The 17,921-nt window shown below is 66.3% G+C and carries 19 protein-coding genes; 8 read left to right on the top strand and 11 right to left on the bottom strand.

The features are described from left to right. The first annotated feature begins 15 nt into the window (after positions 1-15). From gspG to gspD, 5 genes are all read left to right on the top strand, one after another. Positions 16-498: a type II secretion system major pseudopilin GspG gene (gene gspG, locus ACT53M_RS11670; protein WP_476233526.1), complete on the top strand. Its 483-nt coding sequence runs from the start codon at positions 16-18 to the stop codon at positions 496-498. Between the two features lie 5 nt (positions 499-503). Then, positions 504-983, top strand: a complete 480-nt coding sequence (locus ACT53M_RS11665; protein ID WP_476233525.1) for a GspH/FimT family pseudopilin — start codon at positions 504-506, stop codon at positions 981-983. A 203-nt stretch (positions 984-1,186) separates the two neighbouring features. After that, complete coding sequence (gene gspI, locus ACT53M_RS11660; RefSeq protein WP_476233522.1) at positions 1,187-1,555, top strand: type II secretion system minor pseudopilin GspI; 369 nt, start codon at positions 1,187-1,189, stop codon at positions 1,553-1,555. Further along, positions 1,552-2,334: a type II secretion system protein N gene (locus ACT53M_RS11655; protein WP_476233521.1), complete on the top strand. Its 783-nt coding sequence runs from the start codon at positions 1,552-1,554 to the stop codon at positions 2,332-2,334. The genes gspI and ACT53M_RS11655 overlap by 4 nt, the downstream gene beginning before the upstream one ends. A gap of 11 nt (positions 2,335-2,345) precedes the next feature. Next, the gene (gspD, locus tag ACT53M_RS11650; RefSeq protein WP_476233520.1) at positions 2,346-4,409 is read left to right on the top strand and encodes a type II secretion system secretin GspD; all 2,064 of its coding nucleotides are present in this window, start codon (positions 2,346-2,348) and stop codon (positions 4,407-4,409) included. On the opposite strand, the gene ACT53M_RS11645 is transcribed toward gspD, so the two are convergent. From ACT53M_RS11645 to ACT53M_RS11610, 8 genes are all read right to left on the bottom strand, one after another. Then, positions 4,403-4,807: a hypothetical protein gene (locus ACT53M_RS11645; protein WP_476233519.1), complete on the bottom strand. Its 405-nt coding sequence runs from the start codon at positions 4,805-4,807 to the stop codon at positions 4,403-4,405. The two genes, gspD and ACT53M_RS11645, sit on opposite strands and share 7 nt — an antisense overlap. After that, the gene (locus ACT53M_RS11640; protein ID WP_476233518.1) at positions 4,804-5,268 is read right to left on the bottom strand and encodes a hypothetical protein; all 465 of its coding nucleotides are present in this window, start codon (positions 5,266-5,268) and stop codon (positions 4,804-4,806) included. Before ACT53M_RS11640 ends, ACT53M_RS11645 begins: the two co-directional genes overlap by 4 nt. Next, positions 5,265-5,831, bottom strand: a complete 567-nt coding sequence (locus tag ACT53M_RS11635) for a hypothetical protein (RefSeq protein WP_476233517.1) — start codon at positions 5,829-5,831, stop codon at positions 5,265-5,267. Before ACT53M_RS11635 ends, ACT53M_RS11640 begins: the two co-directional genes overlap by 4 nt. A 39-nt stretch (positions 5,832-5,870) precedes the next feature. Then, positions 5,871-6,242: a TipAS antibiotic-recognition domain-containing protein gene (locus ACT53M_RS11630; RefSeq protein WP_476233516.1), complete on the bottom strand. Its 372-nt coding sequence runs from the start codon at positions 6,240-6,242 to the stop codon at positions 5,871-5,873. 12 nt (positions 6,243-6,254) lie between these two features. Continuing rightward, positions 6,255-6,632, bottom strand: coding sequence for a MerR family transcriptional regulator (locus ACT53M_RS11625; protein ID WP_476233515.1), 378 nt, complete (start codon positions 6,630-6,632; stop codon positions 6,255-6,257). Positions 6,633-6,691: 59 nt separating this feature from the next. After that, the gene (locus tag ACT53M_RS11620; RefSeq protein ID WP_476228964.1) at positions 6,692-7,060 is read right to left on the bottom strand and encodes a hypothetical protein; all 369 of its coding nucleotides are present in this window, start codon (positions 7,058-7,060) and stop codon (positions 6,692-6,694) included. A gap of 102 nt (positions 7,061-7,162) precedes the next feature. Beyond that, positions 7,163-8,470, bottom strand: a complete 1,308-nt coding sequence (locus ACT53M_RS11615) for an amidohydrolase family protein (protein ID WP_476228963.1) — start codon at positions 8,468-8,470, stop codon at positions 7,163-7,165. Next, on the bottom strand, positions 8,470-9,873 hold the full coding sequence (locus ACT53M_RS11610; protein WP_476229054.1) for an amidohydrolase: 1,404 nt from the start codon (positions 9,871-9,873) through the stop codon (positions 8,470-8,472). Before ACT53M_RS11610 ends, ACT53M_RS11615 begins: the two co-directional genes overlap by 1 nt. A 234-nt stretch (positions 9,874-10,107) precedes the next feature. Between ACT53M_RS11610 and ACT53M_RS11605 the strand changes: the two genes are divergently transcribed. Both ACT53M_RS11605 and ACT53M_RS11600 read left to right on the top strand, forming a co-directional pair. Beyond that, positions 10,108-12,819, top strand: a complete 2,712-nt coding sequence (locus ACT53M_RS11605) for a PAS domain S-box protein (protein ID WP_476228962.1) — start codon at positions 10,108-10,110, stop codon at positions 12,817-12,819. Further along, positions 12,816-13,427, top strand: a complete 612-nt coding sequence (locus ACT53M_RS11600; protein ID WP_476228961.1) for a response regulator transcription factor — start codon at positions 12,816-12,818, stop codon at positions 13,425-13,427. Before ACT53M_RS11605 ends, ACT53M_RS11600 begins: the two co-directional genes overlap by 4 nt. Here the strand turns inward: ACT53M_RS11600 and ACT53M_RS11595 are convergent. Together ACT53M_RS11595 and ACT53M_RS11590 are read right to left on the bottom strand one after the other, a co-directional pair. Further along, positions 13,380-13,781: a hypothetical protein gene (locus tag ACT53M_RS11595; RefSeq protein ID WP_476233514.1), complete on the bottom strand. Its 402-nt coding sequence runs from the start codon at positions 13,779-13,781 to the stop codon at positions 13,380-13,382. The two genes, ACT53M_RS11600 and ACT53M_RS11595, sit on opposite strands and share 48 nt — an antisense overlap. Before the next feature lie 110 nt (positions 13,782-13,891). Further along, positions 13,892-15,250, bottom strand: a complete 1,359-nt coding sequence (locus ACT53M_RS11590; RefSeq protein ID WP_476233513.1) for an alginate export family protein — start codon at positions 15,248-15,250, stop codon at positions 13,892-13,894. Positions 15,251-15,473: 223 nt separating this feature from the next. Between ACT53M_RS11590 and ACT53M_RS11585 the strand changes: the two genes are divergently transcribed. Further along, a complete protein-coding gene (locus tag ACT53M_RS11585; protein ID WP_476233512.1) occupies positions 15,474-17,333 on the top strand; it encodes a methyl-accepting chemotaxis protein in 1,860 nt (619 codons plus the stop codon). Between the two features lie 199 nt (positions 17,334-17,532). On the opposite strand, the gene flaF is transcribed toward ACT53M_RS11585, so the two are convergent. Next, positions 17,533-17,916, bottom strand: coding sequence for a flagellar biosynthesis regulator FlaF (flaF, locus tag ACT53M_RS11580; RefSeq protein WP_476233511.1), 384 nt, complete (start codon positions 17,914-17,916; stop codon positions 17,533-17,535). Positions 17,917-17,921: the final 5 nt, after the last annotated feature.

Raw genomic sequence — 17,921 nt, 5'->3', positions numbered from 1 at the left:
ACGCATGGGGCGGGGATGCGCATAGTTTTGGAACAGTTTAGTGACATCGCACCGCAGCGCCCCGTGCGCAAGCTCCGCCCCGTCGGCGAGCAGGAAACCGGGCTGACGCTGATCGAAATGCTGATCGTGCTGGTGATCATCGGCGTGGTTGCAACGCTGATCACCGTGAACGTCATCAACCGGCCGGATGAGGCACGCGCCACCACGACCAGGGCCAATATTTCCAGCATCGAGGGTGCACTGAAAACGTACCGGCTCGACAATGGCCAGTATCCTACCACCGACCAGGGGCTGAAGGCGCTGGTTGAAAAGCCGACCACCCCGCCGGTGCCGACAAACTGGGCACAGGGTGGCTATCTCTCGGCGCCGCCGCTCGATGCCTGGGGCAAGCCCTATGAATATCAGTCGGACGGCACCAGCTTCACCATCCGCTCGCTCGGCAAGGACGGCAAGCCCGGCGGCGAGGGCGTGAACGCCGATATCGACGGCAAGGGATGACCGCCATGGGGGGGCCCGTCCGCACTGCGCGCCGGTCCTCCGAAACCGGGCTGACACTGATCGAGATGCTGGTCGTGCTGGCGATCATCGGCGTTACGGCGGGCGCCGTTACGCTGGGGATCGGCGCCGCCACGCGCCGCCCGAGCGCCGAAACCGAGGCGCGCCGCCTTGCCAGCCGGCTGCAGGCGGCGGCCGACGCGGCGATGCTGGGCGACCGGCGGATCGCCTTTCTGGTGGACAAGCATGGCTATAGCTTTGCCACCGTGCCCGGCACCGGCGCGCCGCTGGCCGCAGACGATCGCGTATTCGGCTATCACCGCCTGCCCGACGCGATGGCGATGACGATCGATACCCAACCGCCCGTGGTGCTGGGCGTCGATGGCGCCGGCAAGCCGCTCGCCGCCATCCTCGAATCCGGCAGCCAGCGCTGGCGCGTCACCTATGACGGCATGACCGCCAGCGCCGCGTCGATGCCACGGTCATGAGGGGGAATGGGTTGAGGCGCCTGGGTGCGGCACATGACGCTTGCGCTCCCCTCCCTGCTTGCAGGGAGGGGCCGGGGGTGGGTGCGAGGGCGCCAGCCCGAGCGACGACGCAGCAGCCTAGGGCGCCAGCCGGGGCATCGAGCCCAGCCCGACGCCAGACCCACCCCTTGATCCCCTCCCTTGCAGGGAGGGGAAACGATTCTGTGGGCTCGCACGCCCCCTCCCCCGCCAGCGAGGGTTTCTCGCTCATCGAAGCGCTGGTGGCGCTGGCGGTGCTGGCCATTGCGACCGTGGGGCTGATGCGCACCGTCGAGGCACATATCGATTCGACCCGCGGGCTCGAGCGGCGCGCGGCGGCGATGTGGGTGGCGGAGAACCGGCTCGCGGAGCTGGAAAGCGGCATCCCCGCCACCGAAACGGTGGAGATGATGGGCCAGGCATGGCGCGTCTCGATCAGCCGCCGGGGCACTGACGACCCGGAAATAGAACGGATCCGGATCGATGTCTTTGCGGCAGGCGAGAAGACACCGCTTGCATCGCTCGACGGGTTCGTGGACGGACGCAAGGGATGACCGGACTGCGCCTCTCTCCCCGCCAGACCCGTACGGTGCTCGATCTGTTGACGGGCGCGGTGGTGATTTCCGTCGCCGTCGCGCTGGCCGGACTGACCTGGCGGATTGCCGGCCATGTCGGCACCGGCGCGATCGTCGTCCCCGGCCGCCACAATGGCGCCACCGCCGCGCCGGACATGGCGCCGGTGATCGCACTCGCGCCGTTCGGCAAGTCCGTACAGACCGACGCACCACAGCCGACCGCGCTGCCGCTGGAGCTGAAGGGCGTGGTGGCCGCGGTGCCGCCGACGCTTTCCACAGCGTTCATTGCCGTGGGCGGGCAGCCGGCCAAACCCTTTCATGTCGGCGACGCGGTGAATGGCGCGACGATCCAGTCGGTCCAGCATGATCGCGTGGTGCTGCTGAACGGCGGCCGCAGCGAATTCCTCGCCTTTCCCGATCCGCGCCTGACGCCGGAGCAGCGCCAGGCCGCTGCGGCGCAGCCCAATGCCGGCCCGATGGCCCCCGGCCCCGCGCCGCGCCCGGCTGCGTTGCCGGGCAACACGGCGGCGGTACTGGAAAAGATCGGCGCGGTGCAGACCGGCGATGGCCTGCGCATCGGCAATGGCGGGCCGCCGGGCATGCAACCCGGCGACCTGATCACCACCGTCAACGGCGTGCCGACCACCGACAGCCAGGCTGCCAATGCCGCCTTCGCCGCCGCCCAGCAAAGCGGCACCGTGCAGCTTCAGATCCTTCGCAACGGCAAGCCGATGACGCTTACCGTGCCGCTCCGCTAGAGAGAAACATCGTGACGATTCGCTCCGCCCTGGCCTGTTTCGCGTTGGCGCCGATGGTGCTGGAACCCGCGCTGGTCGCCGCCCAGACGGCTGCCCCGACGCAGGATGCCGCCGACATCGTCATCAACATGCGCGGCGTCGACATTGCCGATGTCGCCGACCAGATTTCGCGCATCACCGGCCGCACGCTGATCCTCGACCCCGCCGTGAAGGGCGTGGTGACGGTCACCTCGTCCAGCCCGCTGACGCCGGCGGGGGTTTGGGAGCTGTTCCAGTCGGTGCTGCGCGCCAATGGCTTTGCCGCGGTGCGGTCCGGCCGGGCGTGGCGGATCGTGCCCGCTGCCAATGCGGTGCGCGACGGCGGCGTGCCGAGCCGGGGTGCCGCGGGGCAGGAACTGGTGACGCGGATGGTGCGGCTGGCGAATGTGCCCTCTGCCGATGCCGCACGCGTCGCCCGCCCGCTGGTGGCCAGCTTCGGCAGCGTCGAACCGCTCACGAGCCCCAATGCCGTCGTCATCACCGACTATGCCGACAATGTCCGCCGGGTGGAGGCGATCGTCCGCCAGCTCGACAGCGGCGGCGGCGCCAGCTTCGCCACGGTCACGCTGAAGAACGGCAATGCCGGCGATGTCGCCCAGGCGCTGCAGAATGTGCTGGCCGACCAGAGCGGCGGCGGCACCCGCGTCGCCGCAGACGAACGCAGCAACACGGTGATCGTGCGCGGCACCCCCGCATCGGTTGCCGATGCCCGGCGCATCATCGCCTCGCTCGACCAGCCGGGCGGCGCGACGCCGATCACGCGCATGTTCCGGCTGAACTATGCCGATGCCGAAACCGTCACCGATGTGCTGCGCGGCGTGCTGGGGCTGGGCGAAAGCACCGACAATCCCGTGGCGAAGAGCCTGGCCCCCAGCACCGTCAATCCCTTTGCCCGGCTCGCCTCGCAAAGCAGCGCATCGGGCACGAGCGGCACGCCGCCGCTACCGAACGGCGGGGTTCAGGCGGCGACCAGCGCGACCACGCCGGTGATGCAGTCGATGACGGCGCCGACGCCCAAGGGCTTTTCCACGCCCGATCTGACGGTGCAGCCGGCACCTGAGCTCAACGCCATCGTCGTGCGCGGCTCGCCCAAGGCCATCGCCTCTATCGAGCAACTGATCACCGATCTCGACGTGCGCCGCCCGCAGGTGCTGATCGAAGCCGCCATCGCCGAAATCACCGGCGACGATGCCGAGGCGCTGGCGGTACAGCTCGGCACCAGCGGGGCGGTGCTGAACAAGGTGACGGGCGCCGCGACGTCGTTCAACGCCGGCGGCACCTCGCTGGGCGCGATCCTCTCGACGCTGGGCGTGCCCGCCGGCGCGCTGCTCGGCACGGGGGCGAGCGGCGCCACCGGCAACTTCAAGATCGGCGACAATTTCTCGATCCTGGTGCAGGCGCTCGGCACCTCCAGCAAGGCCAATCTGCTCTCCACGCCGCAGATCACGGTGCTGGACAATGTGCCGGGCGAATTCATCGCGGGCCAGAATGTGCCGTTCGTCACCGGCTCGATCCTGACCAGCTCCAGCTCGACTACGCCCTATACCACCATCGAGCGCAAGGACGTGGGCATCACCCTGCGCGTGCTGCCGCGGATCAACGCCGGCGACACCATCCGCCTGCAGGTAAACCAGGAGGCGTCCGCCATCGCCAGCACCACCGTGTCGCAGGCGTCGGACATCATCACCAACAAGCGCGCGATCAACACCACAGTGCTCGCCGACAATGGCGACACCATCGTCCTCGGCGGACTCACCAGCGACGATTATATGGATACGCGCCAGCAGGTGCCGGTGCTGGGCAGCATTCCGATCGTCGGGGAATTGTTCAAGAGCCGGCGCGAACAGCATCAGAAGCGCACGCTCTTCATCTTCCTGAAGCCGACGATCCTGCGCGACGGTGCCGATGCGAGCGCGGCGGCGAAGGATCGCTATGCGCGGCTGCGCGCCGATGAGGCGGAGAATAACCGGCGCAACAGCCTGTTGCTGGCCCCGCCCCCGGCGCGGCTGAAGGTGGAAATCGACGGGATCTACTGATCGGCCGGCAACGGCACTCGTGCGCGCTGGCCGCCGCGGGTGAACAGCGCCGCATCGATGGCGAGCGATTCCAGCCGCCAGCCATCGATACTGTCGCCCACCGCGATGCTGCGCGTCCGGCCATCGCCGGTGCGGACCAGCGCCACCGCATCGCTGCCCAGCCGTCCGGCGATGCCGAGCAATTGCGGCGCGTCGGCAGGCAGCGCCTCGCCTTGGGCGGTGGCGAACAAGGGCCTTTCCCAGACGCGGGCGAGCGGCGCCAAGGCGACGGGCGCGATCGGTGCCGGACGCGCCGAAGTCACCGTACGGTGATTCACCTGTTGCGGCATCAGCAACAGCAAGGGCATGCCGATTGCCACGAGTCCGGCGGCGACCAGCGCCAGGCGTGCAGCCCTCATCGCCACGCCCCGGCGAGATCGCCGCTCAGCCGCACGCCCCCCGCCACCGGCTCGATTCGCCAGCGCAGAAAGCGGAGTAACGGCGGGTCGCGCTCCAGCGTATCGGCCAGCGCCACCACGGCCTTTTCCGGGCCGGACAGGCGAATGTGCAGCACCGCCAGCCCCTTCGGCGCGGCGATCGGCGTCGCGCGTTCCACCAGCACCCCGCCACGCCGGGCAAGCTGCTGCACCCGTGCGAGAAGCTGCGCCGGCGCCCGCGCCGCATCAGGCGCATCGATCCGTGCCACGCCCACGACAAGCGGCGTTACCCTTGCCGGGCTCGCCACCGAAGCTGCCAGCGCATCGCGCGCGGCGCGCGCCGCCGCCAGCCGGTCGAGCGCGGAAAACATCAGCGGGAGCAGCGGCCCGGCGGCAAGCAGCCCCAGGCCCAGCCCGGCGAGCAAGGGTCGGCGCGCGATCATTGCCCCTCGCGCAGCGTGACGAGCATGCCGCTGTCGCCCTGCCGCTCGGCCACATCGCGAAGTGCCGCGAAACGGTCCGAGCGACGCAGCGCGGTACGCAGGGCGTCGGGATCGTTCGCGAGAATATCCAGGGCCAGCCGGCCGCGCCCATCGCGTTCGGCACGGGTCAGGCTGGCGCCGGGCGGCAAAACGCCGGCCAGCGCCTCCAGCGTAGCCCCCAGGGTCGGCCGCGCCGCCACAGCGCCCAGCATTGCCCGCGCATTTTCCTGCGCCTGAAGCGCCGAGCGCGCCGGGGCAAGCCGGTCGCGCAGCCGGGCAGCATCATCCTCTGCCCGCATGGCCAGCAGCGTCGCACCAGTCAGCGTCAACAACGGCCCGGCGAGGATCAGCAAGGCGAGCGCGATCCCGCTACGCCGCGTCGCTGCTGTGCCAGCGGGCGGCGCACGCAGCCCCCGCATCAGCGCGCCGGCCAGGCTGGGGCGCGGCGCAGTAGCCGCAGGGTCGCGATCGGGCAGGCCGGCATCCATCGCGCGCAGGCTTAGCGGCAGGCACGGCAACGGCAAAGCCCCTCCTGCCGGGAGGAGGGGCTCCCCGCGTGGCGTTCAGGTCCGGGCGCGCATCGCCGCCTGGATGAACTGGAACACCTCGGCGTCAAAGCCGGGATCGGCCTGGCCCTGCCATTGCGCCATACCCGCGTACATCCGTTGCACGCCCGCCTGCATCGCCGGTGTCGCCACGGCGTTGAACGGGGCGAGCAGCGCCTTCCATTCGGCAACGAAGCCCTGTGCGGCCGGGCTGGCAGGATCGAGCGGCAGCGCCGCCTTGATGCGATCCCCCAACTCTTTCCACTGGGCGGCATAGCCGGTCTGATCGAAATCGGCGGGCAATGCGGCATGCGTCGCCGCGAAGTCCTCGCGTTCCGCATCCGTCAGGTAGCGCGCTGCCAGCGCGTCCCATTGCGCCTGTTTCTGCATATGATCTTCTCCTTATTCGATCAGCGAGCAGAAGGTCGCGACGTCGAGGGGCTCGCTGCGCTCGACGCGGGACTTGGTTTCCAGAAGCAGCCGCCGGGCACGGTCGATCGCCGCCGCCTGCTGGTCCAGAAGGGACAGTTGCGCGTCGATCAACCCCGCAAGATCGAGCGTGCGCCGCGCCAGCAGCCGCTGTGCCTGCGCCAGGGTCAGCCCGGCTCGCTTCATGGCCAGAATCTGGTGGAGCCGGGCAAGTTCCCCCGCCCCGTAATGGCGACGCCCGGACGCAGTGCGCAGCGGCGTCAGAAGCCCCCGCGCCTCATAGAAGCGCAACGCCCGCGCACTGATGCCCGTACGGCGGGCGACTTCGGCAATGTCGAGCGAATCAACCATGGTGCCGATATGCACGTTGACGCTGCGTCAACTGCAAGAGGCTTCGGCGCCCCTCCGGCCTACCGATCGTCGCTGCGGCTGATGATCTTCGCCGTACCGTCAGGCGTGATGGTGATCATGTGGCTGCCGGTTGGCTTGCAGTTGGCGCGCCACAGGGGAAGGCCGTTCTGGTCCGGCAGCCGCTCCGAACTGTCGACATGCTCGCAGGGCAGATTGGCATCCCGGATCGCGCGGATGAAGACAACGTTGCGCATCCGTTCGCTCATCGCCACGACCTGCGCCGCGACGTTGTTGCCGGCCTCGCCATTGTCGACCACCGCATTCGCTTCGGCGCTGTCGTCATTCCCGGCGGGAGACGCCGTCTGCTGCCCGTTACACCCCGCCAGCGCCAGCACGGCAAGCGCCGGAAGGATCATCCGCATCGTCATGTCTTGCTCTCCCGAATGGCCCGCGCGGCACCGCCGCGCCGGGTTCGTCCCATCATGGCGCCCAAATCCGCGCCATCGTGAAGGTTCCGTATCGAAGCCCGCTCAGCGCTGATACGCCTTGGGCAGCGCCCCTTCCTCGGGCTGCGCATAGCGATCGCGCAGGCGCGACTGGCGGCTGGTCAGCGGCTGTTCGACGCCGTCGATGAACAGCTTCACCGCCACGGTGCCGACCTCCAGCGGATCGCCGTCCCAGATTACCACGTCGCCGGCGCGACCCGGCCGCAGCGATCCAAAGGCATCGCCCATCCCCAGCACTTCGGCCGGCTTCGCGCTGATCGCCGCAAACGCCGCATTCCAGTCGAGCCCGGTCGCCCCCGGTACGCGGGTGAGCGCGACCAGATTGCCGGCGAACTGCTTTTCCCAGCGCGCCTGACGCGCATCGTCCTGGTTGATCGTGCCGATCGCCACCGTAACCCCCGCAGCCTGCATCCGGCCGACATTCGACTGGGTGGCGGCGAGCTGCTCGAACGAGGCGGGCAGATCGTTGAGCGCGGTGGCGATCACCGGCACCCCGGCGGCGGCGATGTCCTTCGCCACCGTCCAGCCTTCGGTCGCGCCGACCAGCACCAGCTTCAGCCCCGGCGTCTCGCGCTTGAGCTGAAGCAGCACCAGAATGTCCGACGCGCGCTCGACATGAACGAGCAGCGGCACCTTGCCCTGCACCACCGGCGCCAGCGCCTCGGCATCGGCGCGGGTGAGCAGCGCGTCCTTGCCGCGCCCGGCGAAGCTGGCCGGGTTGCGGATATAGTCCCGGACCTCGGCAAAGGCGTTGCGGATCAGCGCATGGGCGGCCGACCGACTGCCGCCTGCGGCCTGACCGCCATTTTCGCCATATTCCATGAACTGGAAGGCGCGCGGCCGCGCGACCCCGTTCATGTCGGTGCCCAGATCGATCACCGCGCCCTGCCCCGCAAAGACCGAGCCCTTGCTGACTTCGGGCGCGACGACGGCGCGGGTGATGCCCTCGAACCGGTTGATCGCGAGCGTGCTGGTCCGCGGGTTGACCGACGGCGCCACGTCGAGCGCGGCGTTGAACGGCGATCCGCCCGCCGAAGCGTCATTGGTCTGGGAGACGCCATCGACTTCGACAATCCCCAGCCGGGTGAAACCGGCGAAGATTCCCGGCGTGACATAGCGCCCGCCGGCATCGACCACGGGCAGGCCCGCAGGCACCGCGACGCCGCGACCGGCGGCGACCACCTTGCCGCCACGCACTACTACCGTACCACCCTCGACCGGGGCCGAGCCGTCGCCGATCACCAGCTTCGCATTGGTAATCGCCACGTCCTGCGCCATCGCAGGGGTTGCAAGCGCCGCGCAGGCCGCGGCAGCGAGAAGCAGGGTCTTCATCACTTCACATCCCCCTCGCCCGGCTGGCCGAGCTCGAAATCGGAAACCGGGCGGCGCTTGGGGTCCTTGGCATCATAGAGCAGCGCCCCGTCGACCCACACCATTTCCGGCCGCGTATAGACGCTGAACGGATTGCCGTTCCACAGCACCACATCCGCCATCTTGCCGGGCTTCAGGCTGCCGGTCTTGTCGGCGATGCCCAGCGCCTTTGCCGGGTTGATCGACAGCCATTTCCAGGCCGTCGCCTCCGATATGTCGATGCCAGAACGCAGGCCCGCGGCACGCGCCTTGGCGACTTCCTGGTTCAGCCGCTGGATGCCGTTCTCGTCATCGGAATGGATCATCCCGCACGCGCCAGCCTTTTCCAGCAGCGCGAGATTTTCGGGCACCGCGTCATAGGCTTCCATCTTGAAGCCATACCAGTCGGCCCAGACAGCGGCGCAGGTCTGGTTGGCCTTCAGCAGATCGGCGATCTTGTAGGCTTCCACCGCGTGGTGAAATGCAGAGACGTGGTAGCCGAACTCCTTGGCCATATCCATCACGATGGCCATTTCATCGGCGCGGTAGCAGTGGTTCTGCACCAGAATTTCGCCTTCGAGCACACCGCGCAGCGTGTCCATCGCGATGTCGCGGCCGGGCGGATCGCCGCCTTCCTTCTCATATTTGTCCCAGCGGCGCTTATACTCGACCGCGCGGGCCCAGGTTTCGCGATCGACGGCGATATTGCCCATCCGGGTCGAAGGCTTGCCGCCGCGGCCGCCATAGACGCGCTTGGGATTTTCGCCACACGCCATCTTGAGGCCATAGGGCGCGCCGGGGAACTTCATCCCCTGCACGGTGCGGGCATAGACGTTCTTGATCACGACCGAGCGGCCGCCGAACAGATTGGCCGATCCCGGCAGGATCTGCAGCGTGGTGACGCCGCCATTGGCCAGCGCGCGGCCGAAGCCAGGGTCTTGCGGCCAAACGCTATGTTCGGCCCAGACATCGGGCGTGACCGGCGAAGTCGCCTCGTTGCCGTCCGAATTGGCCTCCACGCCCGGCGAAGGATAGTCGCCCAGATGGCTGTGGATGTCGATCACGCCAGGGGTGACATATTTGCCCTGCCCGTCGATCACCGTCACGCCGGGCTCGGCGGCAAGGTTCTGGCCGATAGCGACGATCTTGCCGTCGCGGAACAGCACCGCGCCCTTGTCGATCCGTCCGCCCTCGCCATCGAGCACGGTCACATTGGTGAGCAGCGTCGGCACGCCCGGATAGGGGCGATAGGTGGAGGGATAGGGATCGTGATTATAGCCCTTGCCCGCCCCCGGCCCCTTGGCGGTGGACCCTTTCGAGGCAGTCTGCGCCTTGCCGCCATTTTCGCCTGCACACCCCACCAATGCGAGGCACACGGCAACCATTGCCACCGTTCGTTTCAAGCGCGACTCCTTCCCCGGAAACCCCATGTTGCGCAAGTGATCGCGGGAAGTCATTGCTTTGGCAAGCAGTCGCATGGGCTGCCGGGAATCCGGAACAACCAGAACGGCTGGTAAAACTACGGTAGTCTCTGGCCTTTTACATCGATATCGCAGATGCTAACCAAGCTTGTGGCCGCGGCCTCGGCTTCGACCTGTGCAGGGGCAGGTGGATTGCGTGTGTACGAACCTTCCGATGCGATGAGCGGGCACTCATCGCACAATATTGCCGGGATGGCGCGGCTGCTTGTCGTGATCGGCCTGCTATGCGGGCTTGTCGCGCTGGCAGGCTGGGTGCTCGACATCCCCGCACTGCGCAGCTTCGGCATCGCGCCCTATCCGGTCTGGCCGCTGACTGCGATCGGCTATGTCTTCCTTGCCACGGGCATGCTGGCGAACTGGTCCGGTCGCGAACGGCTTGCCTTCGCGCTCTGGGCGGTGCCGGTAACGCTCGCGATCGTGGCGCTTGTCGAAGTAGCGGCGGGTATCGCGCCCGGCATGGACCGGCTGCTGTTCAACGATCTTCTTGCAACCTATCCCTATGACTTCCCCGGCCGCCCGGGGGTAAACGCCGCCATCAACTTCCTGGTCTTGCCCTTGGCCGCCTATGCCCCGGTCAGTCGGATACGGGCGCTGCGCGACATCGGCAGCCTGATCGCGGCCGTGCCGCTGGCGCTGGGCTGCTCGGCCGCGCTGGTGCTGCTGCTCGCCCGCCCCCCCGGTCCGACCCCGATCATCCTGCACATTTCGCTGCCGTCCACCGCTATCGGCATTTTGCTCGCCGCCGCCGTGCTGCTGATGCAACGCCCCTTCGTCGCCAGCGAACCCCATCGCGCGCCCCGTTCCGGGTCCAGCGTCGCCAGCGTGATGATTGCTGCGGCAATCGTGGTCCCTGCCCTGCCTGCACTCTTTGAACTGACGGTGGTGCATAGCGGAAAGCTCGTACCGGGTCAGGGCCAGGTTTTGCTGATATTGTTCAACATCCTGACGGTCGGCATTGTTGCGTACTGGGCGGTGACGCGCGTCGGCAACGAGCAGGCAGCGCGCGCGGAAATGAGCCAGGCGCTCGACGGCGCCACCGTGGTGCTCACCGCCCCCGATGGCAAGATCCTGCACTGGTCGCTCGGCTGCCAGCAATTGTTCGGCTGGAGCGAACAGGAAGCGCTGGGCGAGAATGTCTATGGCCTGCTGAGAGCCTATTGCCCCGACTGGCGCGGCACCTATGCCATGCCCGATGCGGACGGGGCGCTGGAACTGGTCGCCCAGGCCCGCGGGGGTCGCGCTATCCACGTCATCGAACGGCTGATGCATGTCACCAGCAGCAGCCGGAAACCCGTGGTCGTCCACAGCATCACCGACATCAGCGAGCGCGTCTCGGCGCTGCGCGCGCTGCGGGCAAGCGAGGAACGGCTCGCCGAAGCGACCGCTGCGCATGAACTCGGCATCTTCGAATGGGATATAGGCAGCGGCAGGATCGATTGGTCGCCGGGCACCGAGCAGCGCATGGGCCTGAAACAAGGCGCGTTGGCGACCCTGGACGCCTGGCGAACCCGCGTGCCGGTGGAAGACCAGCAGGCGGTTAGCGAAACCGTGGCCAATACGGTTGCGGAGCGGGCCGACCGATTCGCGTTTCGGTACCGCATCATTGCCGCGGACGGCAGCACCCGCGCGGTCGAAGGCTCCGCCCGCGCCTTTTACGACAGCGATGGCAACATGGTGCGCGTTGTCGGCGCGATCCTCGACATTACCGAGCGGGAGGAGCGCGAAGCAGCCCTGCGCCGCCGCGAGGCCCAGTTGCGCACGGTGCTGGAAACCGTTCCGGACGCGATGATCGTGATCAACGGCAACGGCACGATCCTGCAGTTCAGCGCTGCTGCCGAAGCATTATGGGGATACCGGGCCGAGGAAGTCGTCGGCCAGGATTCTGCGATATTGTCACCGCAGGAGGACCGCGAAGAGAACGGCGCCATGCTGCGCCATTTCATCGAAACGGGCGAAGGCCTGGTGGGGCGGGTGCTTGTGGGCAACGCAGAATCCGCCACCGGCAAGCGCTTTCCGGTTGAGGTGCGGATCGGCGCCGCACGCAGCGACGGCTTTGTGCTGCTGACGATGTTTGCCCGCGATCTTTCCGACCGCGTCGCCACCGAACAGCGACTGAGCGACCTGAGCGCCGAAATCGCGCATGTTTCCCGCCAGAGCGCGATGAGCGAGATGGCCGCCGATCTGGCGCACGAACTGAACCAGCCGCTAAGCGCCACGGCCAATTTCCTGGCCGCTGCCCGCATGTTGCTGGAACGCGGGGAATCCGGTGAGCGCGTGACCGACCTGCTTCGACTGGGATCGGAACAGACCCAGCGCGCCGGCGAGATCATCCGCCGCCTGCGCAGTTTCGTTGCCCGCGGCGAAGTGGAAATGCGGGTCGAATCGGTCGAGCGCACCGTGCGCGATGCCGTCGATCTGGTGCTGGTCGGCACCGGCCATTTCAATCTGCGCATCAATGTGCAGCTGGATCCGGCAGCGCCCTTTATTCTGGCCGACCGAATTCAGGTCCAGCAGGTACTTGTTAACCTACTCCGCAATGCCATACAGGCAATGAAACTCAGCGGACGCGAAGATCGCCAGATCAGCATTACGTCAGAACCCCTGCCAGACCAGATGATTGCGATTATCGTTACAGACTCTGGACCGGGAATACCTGCTCATATTATTGAAAGTCTGTTCACGCGGTTTACGACTACGAAAAGCGGAGGGGGCGGAATGGGCATTGGCCTTTCGATCAGCAAGCGTATCATCGAAGCGCATGGCGGCACCTTGACCGCAGAAAACAACCCTTCGGGGGGAGCGTCTTTCCGCTTCACTCTCCCTGCAATGGAAGAAGGTGAAGAAGCATGACCCGTACCATTTACATCGTCGATGACGATGATGCCGTCCGCGCCTCTCTCCACAGTCTGCTTTCGGTGCGGCCGGATCTGGTGGTGCGCGGCTATCGCTCCGGCGACGCCTTTCTCGAACAGCGGCACGAGCTGGATGACGGCGTCGTCCTGCTCGATTTCCATATGCCCGGATCGAGCGGGCTCGACGTGCTCGACACGCTCAATCGCTCGCCGAAATTCGTACCTATCGTGCTGACCGGCCAGGGCAATGTCGGGCTGGCAGTGCAGGCGATGAAGGCGGGCGCACTCGACTTCATCGAAAAGCCCTATGAGGCCGAATTCCTGATGAAGGTGATCGACCAGGCCTTTTCGCGGCTGGAGGAAGACAGCGAGGCCGCCGCCCGCACGTCGCAGGCCGAAGCCAAGATCAGCAAGCTGTCGCCACGCGAGACCGATGTGCTGAAGGGGCTGATCGAAGGGCGATCGAACAAGATCATCGCCTATGAACTCGACATCAGCCCGCGTACGGTAGAAATTTATCGTGCGAACCTGATGGAGAAGCTGGAAGTGCGCAGCCTGTCAGAAGCGTTGCGGATCGCCTTCGCCGCCGGCCTCTTCCCCAAATAAGGCTCGCCGTTCGCCGCCCCATTGCCGCGCCAGCGCGGTAATGGTGGCAGCGGGTTCCGAACGGGGGATGCGGACCAGCCGATCATCCTCCACGAGCACATCGCCGCCGATTTCGACAACATGCGCCCATTGCGGATCCCGGGAAAGCGTTTCGACGCCGCCCGGATAGTCCGCCGTTGCTCCCTGGTCCGTGACCAGCACCCGCGGCGCACTACCCATTCGCAGCAATTGCGGATCGTCGAAATGCTTGGCCGTGATGACATCCAGACCCGCCAGCGCCAGTCGAGCGGACAGCATGCTGCGCAAGCCACTTTCGCCGACCACGAGGATCATGAGCAGTTCGTGCGCGTCCACAAGGAGTCCCGACTGATCTATTGATTGCTCTCAGCTATAGCGTTGACGTGCACGTAACCAGCCGGGGTTTGTACCTACGTGGACAACCAGATTTTCCCGGTGAAACTGCCTCAGAATTTCCAGCTCGTGTCGATATGGACATAGCGCGTGTCGCCATCCTGCGGGCTGCCCGGCGCGTGATGGAGGAACTCACCCTTGGCGAGATAGGCCGCACCTAGCTCCAGCCGCCACTTTTCCGGCAGCAGCCAGCGGCGGGCACGCAGTTCGAATTGCACGCCGGCATGCCGGCCCGAGGCGCCGGCCTTGTCGCGTACGCCGGTGGAGGCGAAGCTGTCGCCGGCTTCTGCAAGCCAGAGATCGCGTACTGCGCCCATCACGTCGAACCGCTTCGACGGCTTCGCTTCGATGCGGAGGCCCGGCGAGACAAGATTGGCCAAGCCGATCGGGCCGAACAGCGCGACCGGGCCACAATCGGCACGCCGCGCGCCGAACAGCGAATCGAACCGGTCGTAATTGCTGCCCGACGACGTGCCCGAGGCATAATCGAACAGCGCAGAGACTCGCGGCGTCCAGCCTCCAGCGAGGGTCCAGCCCATTTCGGCGTGCACGAAGCCGGCATGCACCGGCAGATCGCGGACATCGCTCATCGCCGCCGTCGCCCGCGCCGTGCCCTGTTGCAATGCGGCTTCTACTTCGAAGTCGAATTGCGCCTTGGCCGGTGCCCGACGCAACCGTGCGCCAAAGGTGCTGAGCCGCCGGTTGCGCGTCAGTCGGCCGCCGCGATCTTCTTCGGTCAGGCGATAGAAATAGCCGTCCAGGCTGATCTTCGGCATCAGGCTGGGCGTGGCGCCATGCACGCCCCAGAAAGTCATGTTGCCACCGGCGCGGTCCAGCTCGACGCGATTGTCCTCAATCGCGGCCAGATCGCTCGGCAGCGCCTGGAACGGCCGCGTCCAGAACAGGGTGAGCTGTGCTTTGGCGCGGGTCCGATACTCGGTCATCACGCCCAGATAGCTCTGCGCCGTGTTCGGAAAGTCGGTCCGCGCGACAAGGCGGCTCGACCCGAGATTCATCGTGAACCGCCCGCCGGTGACCGTCAGCGCATCCCCGCGCCCCGCTACACCGTGCACCGTATAGGCGGCATAGGCCTGCACGGGCTCCAGCGCATTCACTTCGGTTGCCTTGACCGACGAATGATCGCCCTCCCCATAGCCGCGGGCGTCGATGATCTCGCCGGCAAGCCGGAAATCGCCGATGTCGATCTTCGCGCCTACCGTCGTGCGGAAGGAAACGAAGGTCGTGCTGGTTTCGATGCCCGGCCGGAACTGACCGTCGATCACCTCGACGCGAGCACGGGTGCTGGCCTCCAGATGTACGACAGGAGCATCCTGTGCTGCAGCCGGCGAAGCCGCGGCTAGAAGTACAGGAACAGCGAGCGCAGCGGGATGGCGCAGCAAAAACACGAACATAGGTCTGCTCCGAGAGGAGGCGAATGTTCGAATTATAGAATCGAGCGTGGAGAAACCGGCCAGAAGACGGGCTTACCTGTATTTCTACAGAGGGAGCATCTGACGCACGTTCGAAAGTAACCAGGCTTGCAAAATGCCCGTCGGGAATCCGTTCTATAATACGGGGCGGTCGCCTGACAGAGCGACGCAGTTACGAACGATTGCGCAAATAACTGGACTTCAGATGATCGCGTTTCTTGACAACTGGCGCCTTGCGAAGAAGCTTCTGATCGCATTCAGCTTTCTGTCTGCGCTGGTGATTGCGCTCGCCATCAATGGCTACGCATCCAATGTCGCGCTTGGCGGGATCGCCCGGCAGCATGTCGAAAGCAGCGTGGCCGGTATGTCCAAGCTCGCCGACGTGATCAGCGATGTGAAGGAAATGCGGATCATCGTATACAGCTATTACAATGCCGCTGACGCCAAGGATGCGGCCAAGCTGCGCGGGCGGATGGATGCGGCGACGGTATCCCTGCGCGATGACATCGCGGGCTTTGCAAAGGTTGCGCCGCCCGCGTTCGCGAGTGAGATCGCGAAGCTCGCCGCGATCGAGAACCAGCTCCATCAAACCAACGATCGTATCTTCGCGGCGGCGGACACCGACAAGAAAGCAGCGCTTGCCCTGATCAAGGGCGAAGGCAAGGATCGCTCGCACGATGCGACCGAGCAGACCGGAAAGCTGCTGGAACTTTCGCGCGAGACCTCGCAAGCCGCGAACGTTGCAGGCATGGAACGTGCGCGGTTGGCCTTAATCATGACGATCGGGTTTTCGATCCTGACCCTTGCCGGTCTTGCCGGCGTGTGGCTGGTAATCGGCCGTACCGTTGCCCGCCCGATGGCAGAGCTTGCCGGCGCGACCAAGACGCTGGCGCAGGGCGGCACTGCAGTCGTGCCAAGCCGCGACCGGGGGGATGAACTGGGCGAGATCGCCAATGCCGTTGAGCAGTTCCGCACGGCCGCAGTGCAGCGGGCCGAAGCGGATGCCCATCAGGCGGCCGAGCAGCGCGCCGTTACCACTGCGCTGAGCGAAAGCCTGACGCGGGTCTCGCGCGGCGATCTTACGGCCGATATTCGCGAGGATTTCCCGCCTGCCTATGCCGAGCTCAAGAGCAATCTGAACAATGCACTGGCCAGCCTGCGCGCGTTGATCGGCGCGGTTATCGAATCGACCGGCGCGATCCGGACCGGATCGAGCGAAATCGCTGCCGCATCGGAGGATCTTGCTCGCCGTACCGAGGCGAATGCCGCCGCGCTCGAACAGACGGCCGCTGCAGTAGCGCAAATGGATCAGCGGCTGAAGGCCACCGCCGCCGCCGCAGGCCGCACCGTCGCGCGTGCCGATGGCGCCATCACCACCGTGTCGGGCGGACGCGCGATTGCCGACGAAGCAGTGAGCGCGATGACCCGCGTGTCCGACAGCGCAAAGGGCATCGACAGCGTGATCGAAGGGCTCGACAAGATCGCGTTCCAGACGCGGGTTCTGGCAATGAATGCCGCCGTCGAGGCCGGACGTGCCGGCGAGGCAGGGCGCGGCTTTGCGGTCGTCGCCGATCTTGTTTCGGCACTCGCGATGCGCGCGGAGGAAGAAGCCGGCCGTGCCCGCGATCAGTTGACCGCAACGCAGGGGGACATCATCACTGCGGTCGGAATGGTAGAAAAAGTGGACGGCGCGCTAGCCAACATTTCCGGCGACGTGGCCGAAGTGCACCAGTTGCTCGGTGCCATCGCCAGCGACAACCAGGCCCAGTCGAGCGCGATTACCGAGATTTCGCAGACGATCAGCACGATGGACCAGTCGACCCAGCAGAATGCGGCAATGGTGGAGGAAACCTCGGCTGCAGCCCGCAATCTGACCAGTGAAGTCGCGCTACTTGCCGACAAGGCGACGCGCTTCTCGATCGACAGGAAGGGTGCGAGCGCAACGTCTTTGCGGTCGGCACCGGCAAAACAGGCGCTGAAACCGATCGTCAGCGGTTATGACTCGCCAGTAAAGCCGCTTCCTGCGACGAGCGCCGTGGCCGAAGGCGACTGGGCGTCTTTCTGAGAACCCGTTTGGAAATTCGCGAAAGAGCGAATTTCAAGGCGGTACCGGCCCGCTCCCCGCCCGACTATTGTCATGAAGGCGCCGCGCTTGATCGCGGCGTCTTTTTCGTATCCGGGATTGTGATACCCCAGGCGCAGAAACAGAAAAGGGGCGCTCCGCCATCGCGGAACGCCCCTTTACGGCATTGGGGAGGAAAAGATCAGGCGGCGGCGGCAGTGTCCGCAGGCGCGCTGCGTTCGGTAATGCCCAGGCCTTCCATGATCGCGCGGTTCACCTGGATCAGGTCGGTGATCGGCTCGCGTCCGGCAACGACGTCGCTGGTGAAGCGGTCGACCCAAAGGCCGAGCGAAATGATCTTTGCCCGCAGCTCGATCGGCAGGCCGTTGCCCTGCGCACCGCAATCGGTGACGAAGGCAGACCACATTTCGCGATTGCGATAGAGCGCCGGCATCAGCAGCGCGCCTTTCAGGCCCGCTTCGTGCGCGGCGATCATCTCGCCCGTGATTTCACGCATCAGCCGCAATTCCGCCTGCCGCGGCGTTTCGGCCCGGCTTCGGGCCGCCTGATAGGCATTGATGGTCATTCTGG

It is taken from the genome of Sphingomonas sp. DMC6 (assembly GCF_056314225.1).
Note: the sequence above shows the minus strand (reverse complement) of the source record. Positions and strands in the feature narration are given on the sequence as shown.

Bases quoted from the DNA above. Each gene is read 5' to 3' on its own strand.
- gspG (WP_476233526.1), top strand. From the start codon at position 16: ATGCGCATAGTTTTGGAACAGTTTAGTGACATCGCACCGCAGCGCCCC.
- ACT53M_RS11665 (WP_476233525.1), top strand. From the start codon at position 504: ATGGGGGGGCCCGTCCGCACTGCGCGCCGGTCCTCCGAAACCGGGCTG.
- ACT53M_RS11655 (WP_476233521.1), top strand. From the start codon at position 1,552: ATGACCGGACTGCGCCTCTCTCCCCGCCAGACCCGTACGGTGCTCGAT.
- ACT53M_RS11645 (WP_476233519.1), bottom strand. From the start codon at position 4,807: ATGAGGGCTGCACGCCTGGCGCTGGTCGCCGCCGGACTCGTGGCAATC.
- ACT53M_RS11640 (WP_476233518.1), bottom strand. From the start codon at position 5,268: ATGATCGCGCGCCGACCCTTGCTCGCCGGGCTGGGCCTGGGGCTGCTT.
- ACT53M_RS11630 (WP_476233516.1), bottom strand. From the start codon at position 6,242: ATGCAGAAACAGGCGCAATGGGACGCGCTGGCAGCGCGCTACCTGACG.
- ACT53M_RS11625 (WP_476233515.1), bottom strand. From the start codon at position 6,632: ATGGTTGATTCGCTCGACATTGCCGAAGTCGCCCGCCGTACGGGCATC.
- ACT53M_RS11620 (WP_476228964.1), bottom strand. From the start codon at position 7,060: ATGACGATGCGGATGATCCTTCCGGCGCTTGCCGTGCTGGCGCTGGCG.
- ACT53M_RS11615 (WP_476228963.1), bottom strand. From the start codon at position 8,470: ATGAAGACCCTGCTTCTCGCTGCCGCGGCCTGCGCGGCGCTTGCAACC.
- ACT53M_RS11610 (WP_476229054.1), bottom strand. From the start codon at position 9,873: ATGGTTGCCGTGTGCCTCGCATTGGTGGGGTGTGCAGGCGAAAATGGC.
- ACT53M_RS11600 (WP_476228961.1), top strand. From the start codon at position 12,816: ATGACCCGTACCATTTACATCGTCGATGACGATGATGCCGTCCGCGCC.
- ACT53M_RS11590 (WP_476233513.1), bottom strand. From the start codon at position 15,250: ATGTTCGTGTTTTTGCTGCGCCATCCCGCTGCGCTCGCTGTTCCTGTA.
- ACT53M_RS11585 (WP_476233512.1), top strand. From the start codon at position 15,474: ATGATCGCGTTTCTTGACAACTGGCGCCTTGCGAAGAAGCTTCTGATC.
- flaF (WP_476233511.1), bottom strand. From the start codon at position 17,916: ATGACCATCAATGCCTATCAGGCGGCCCGAAGCCGGGCCGAAACGCCG.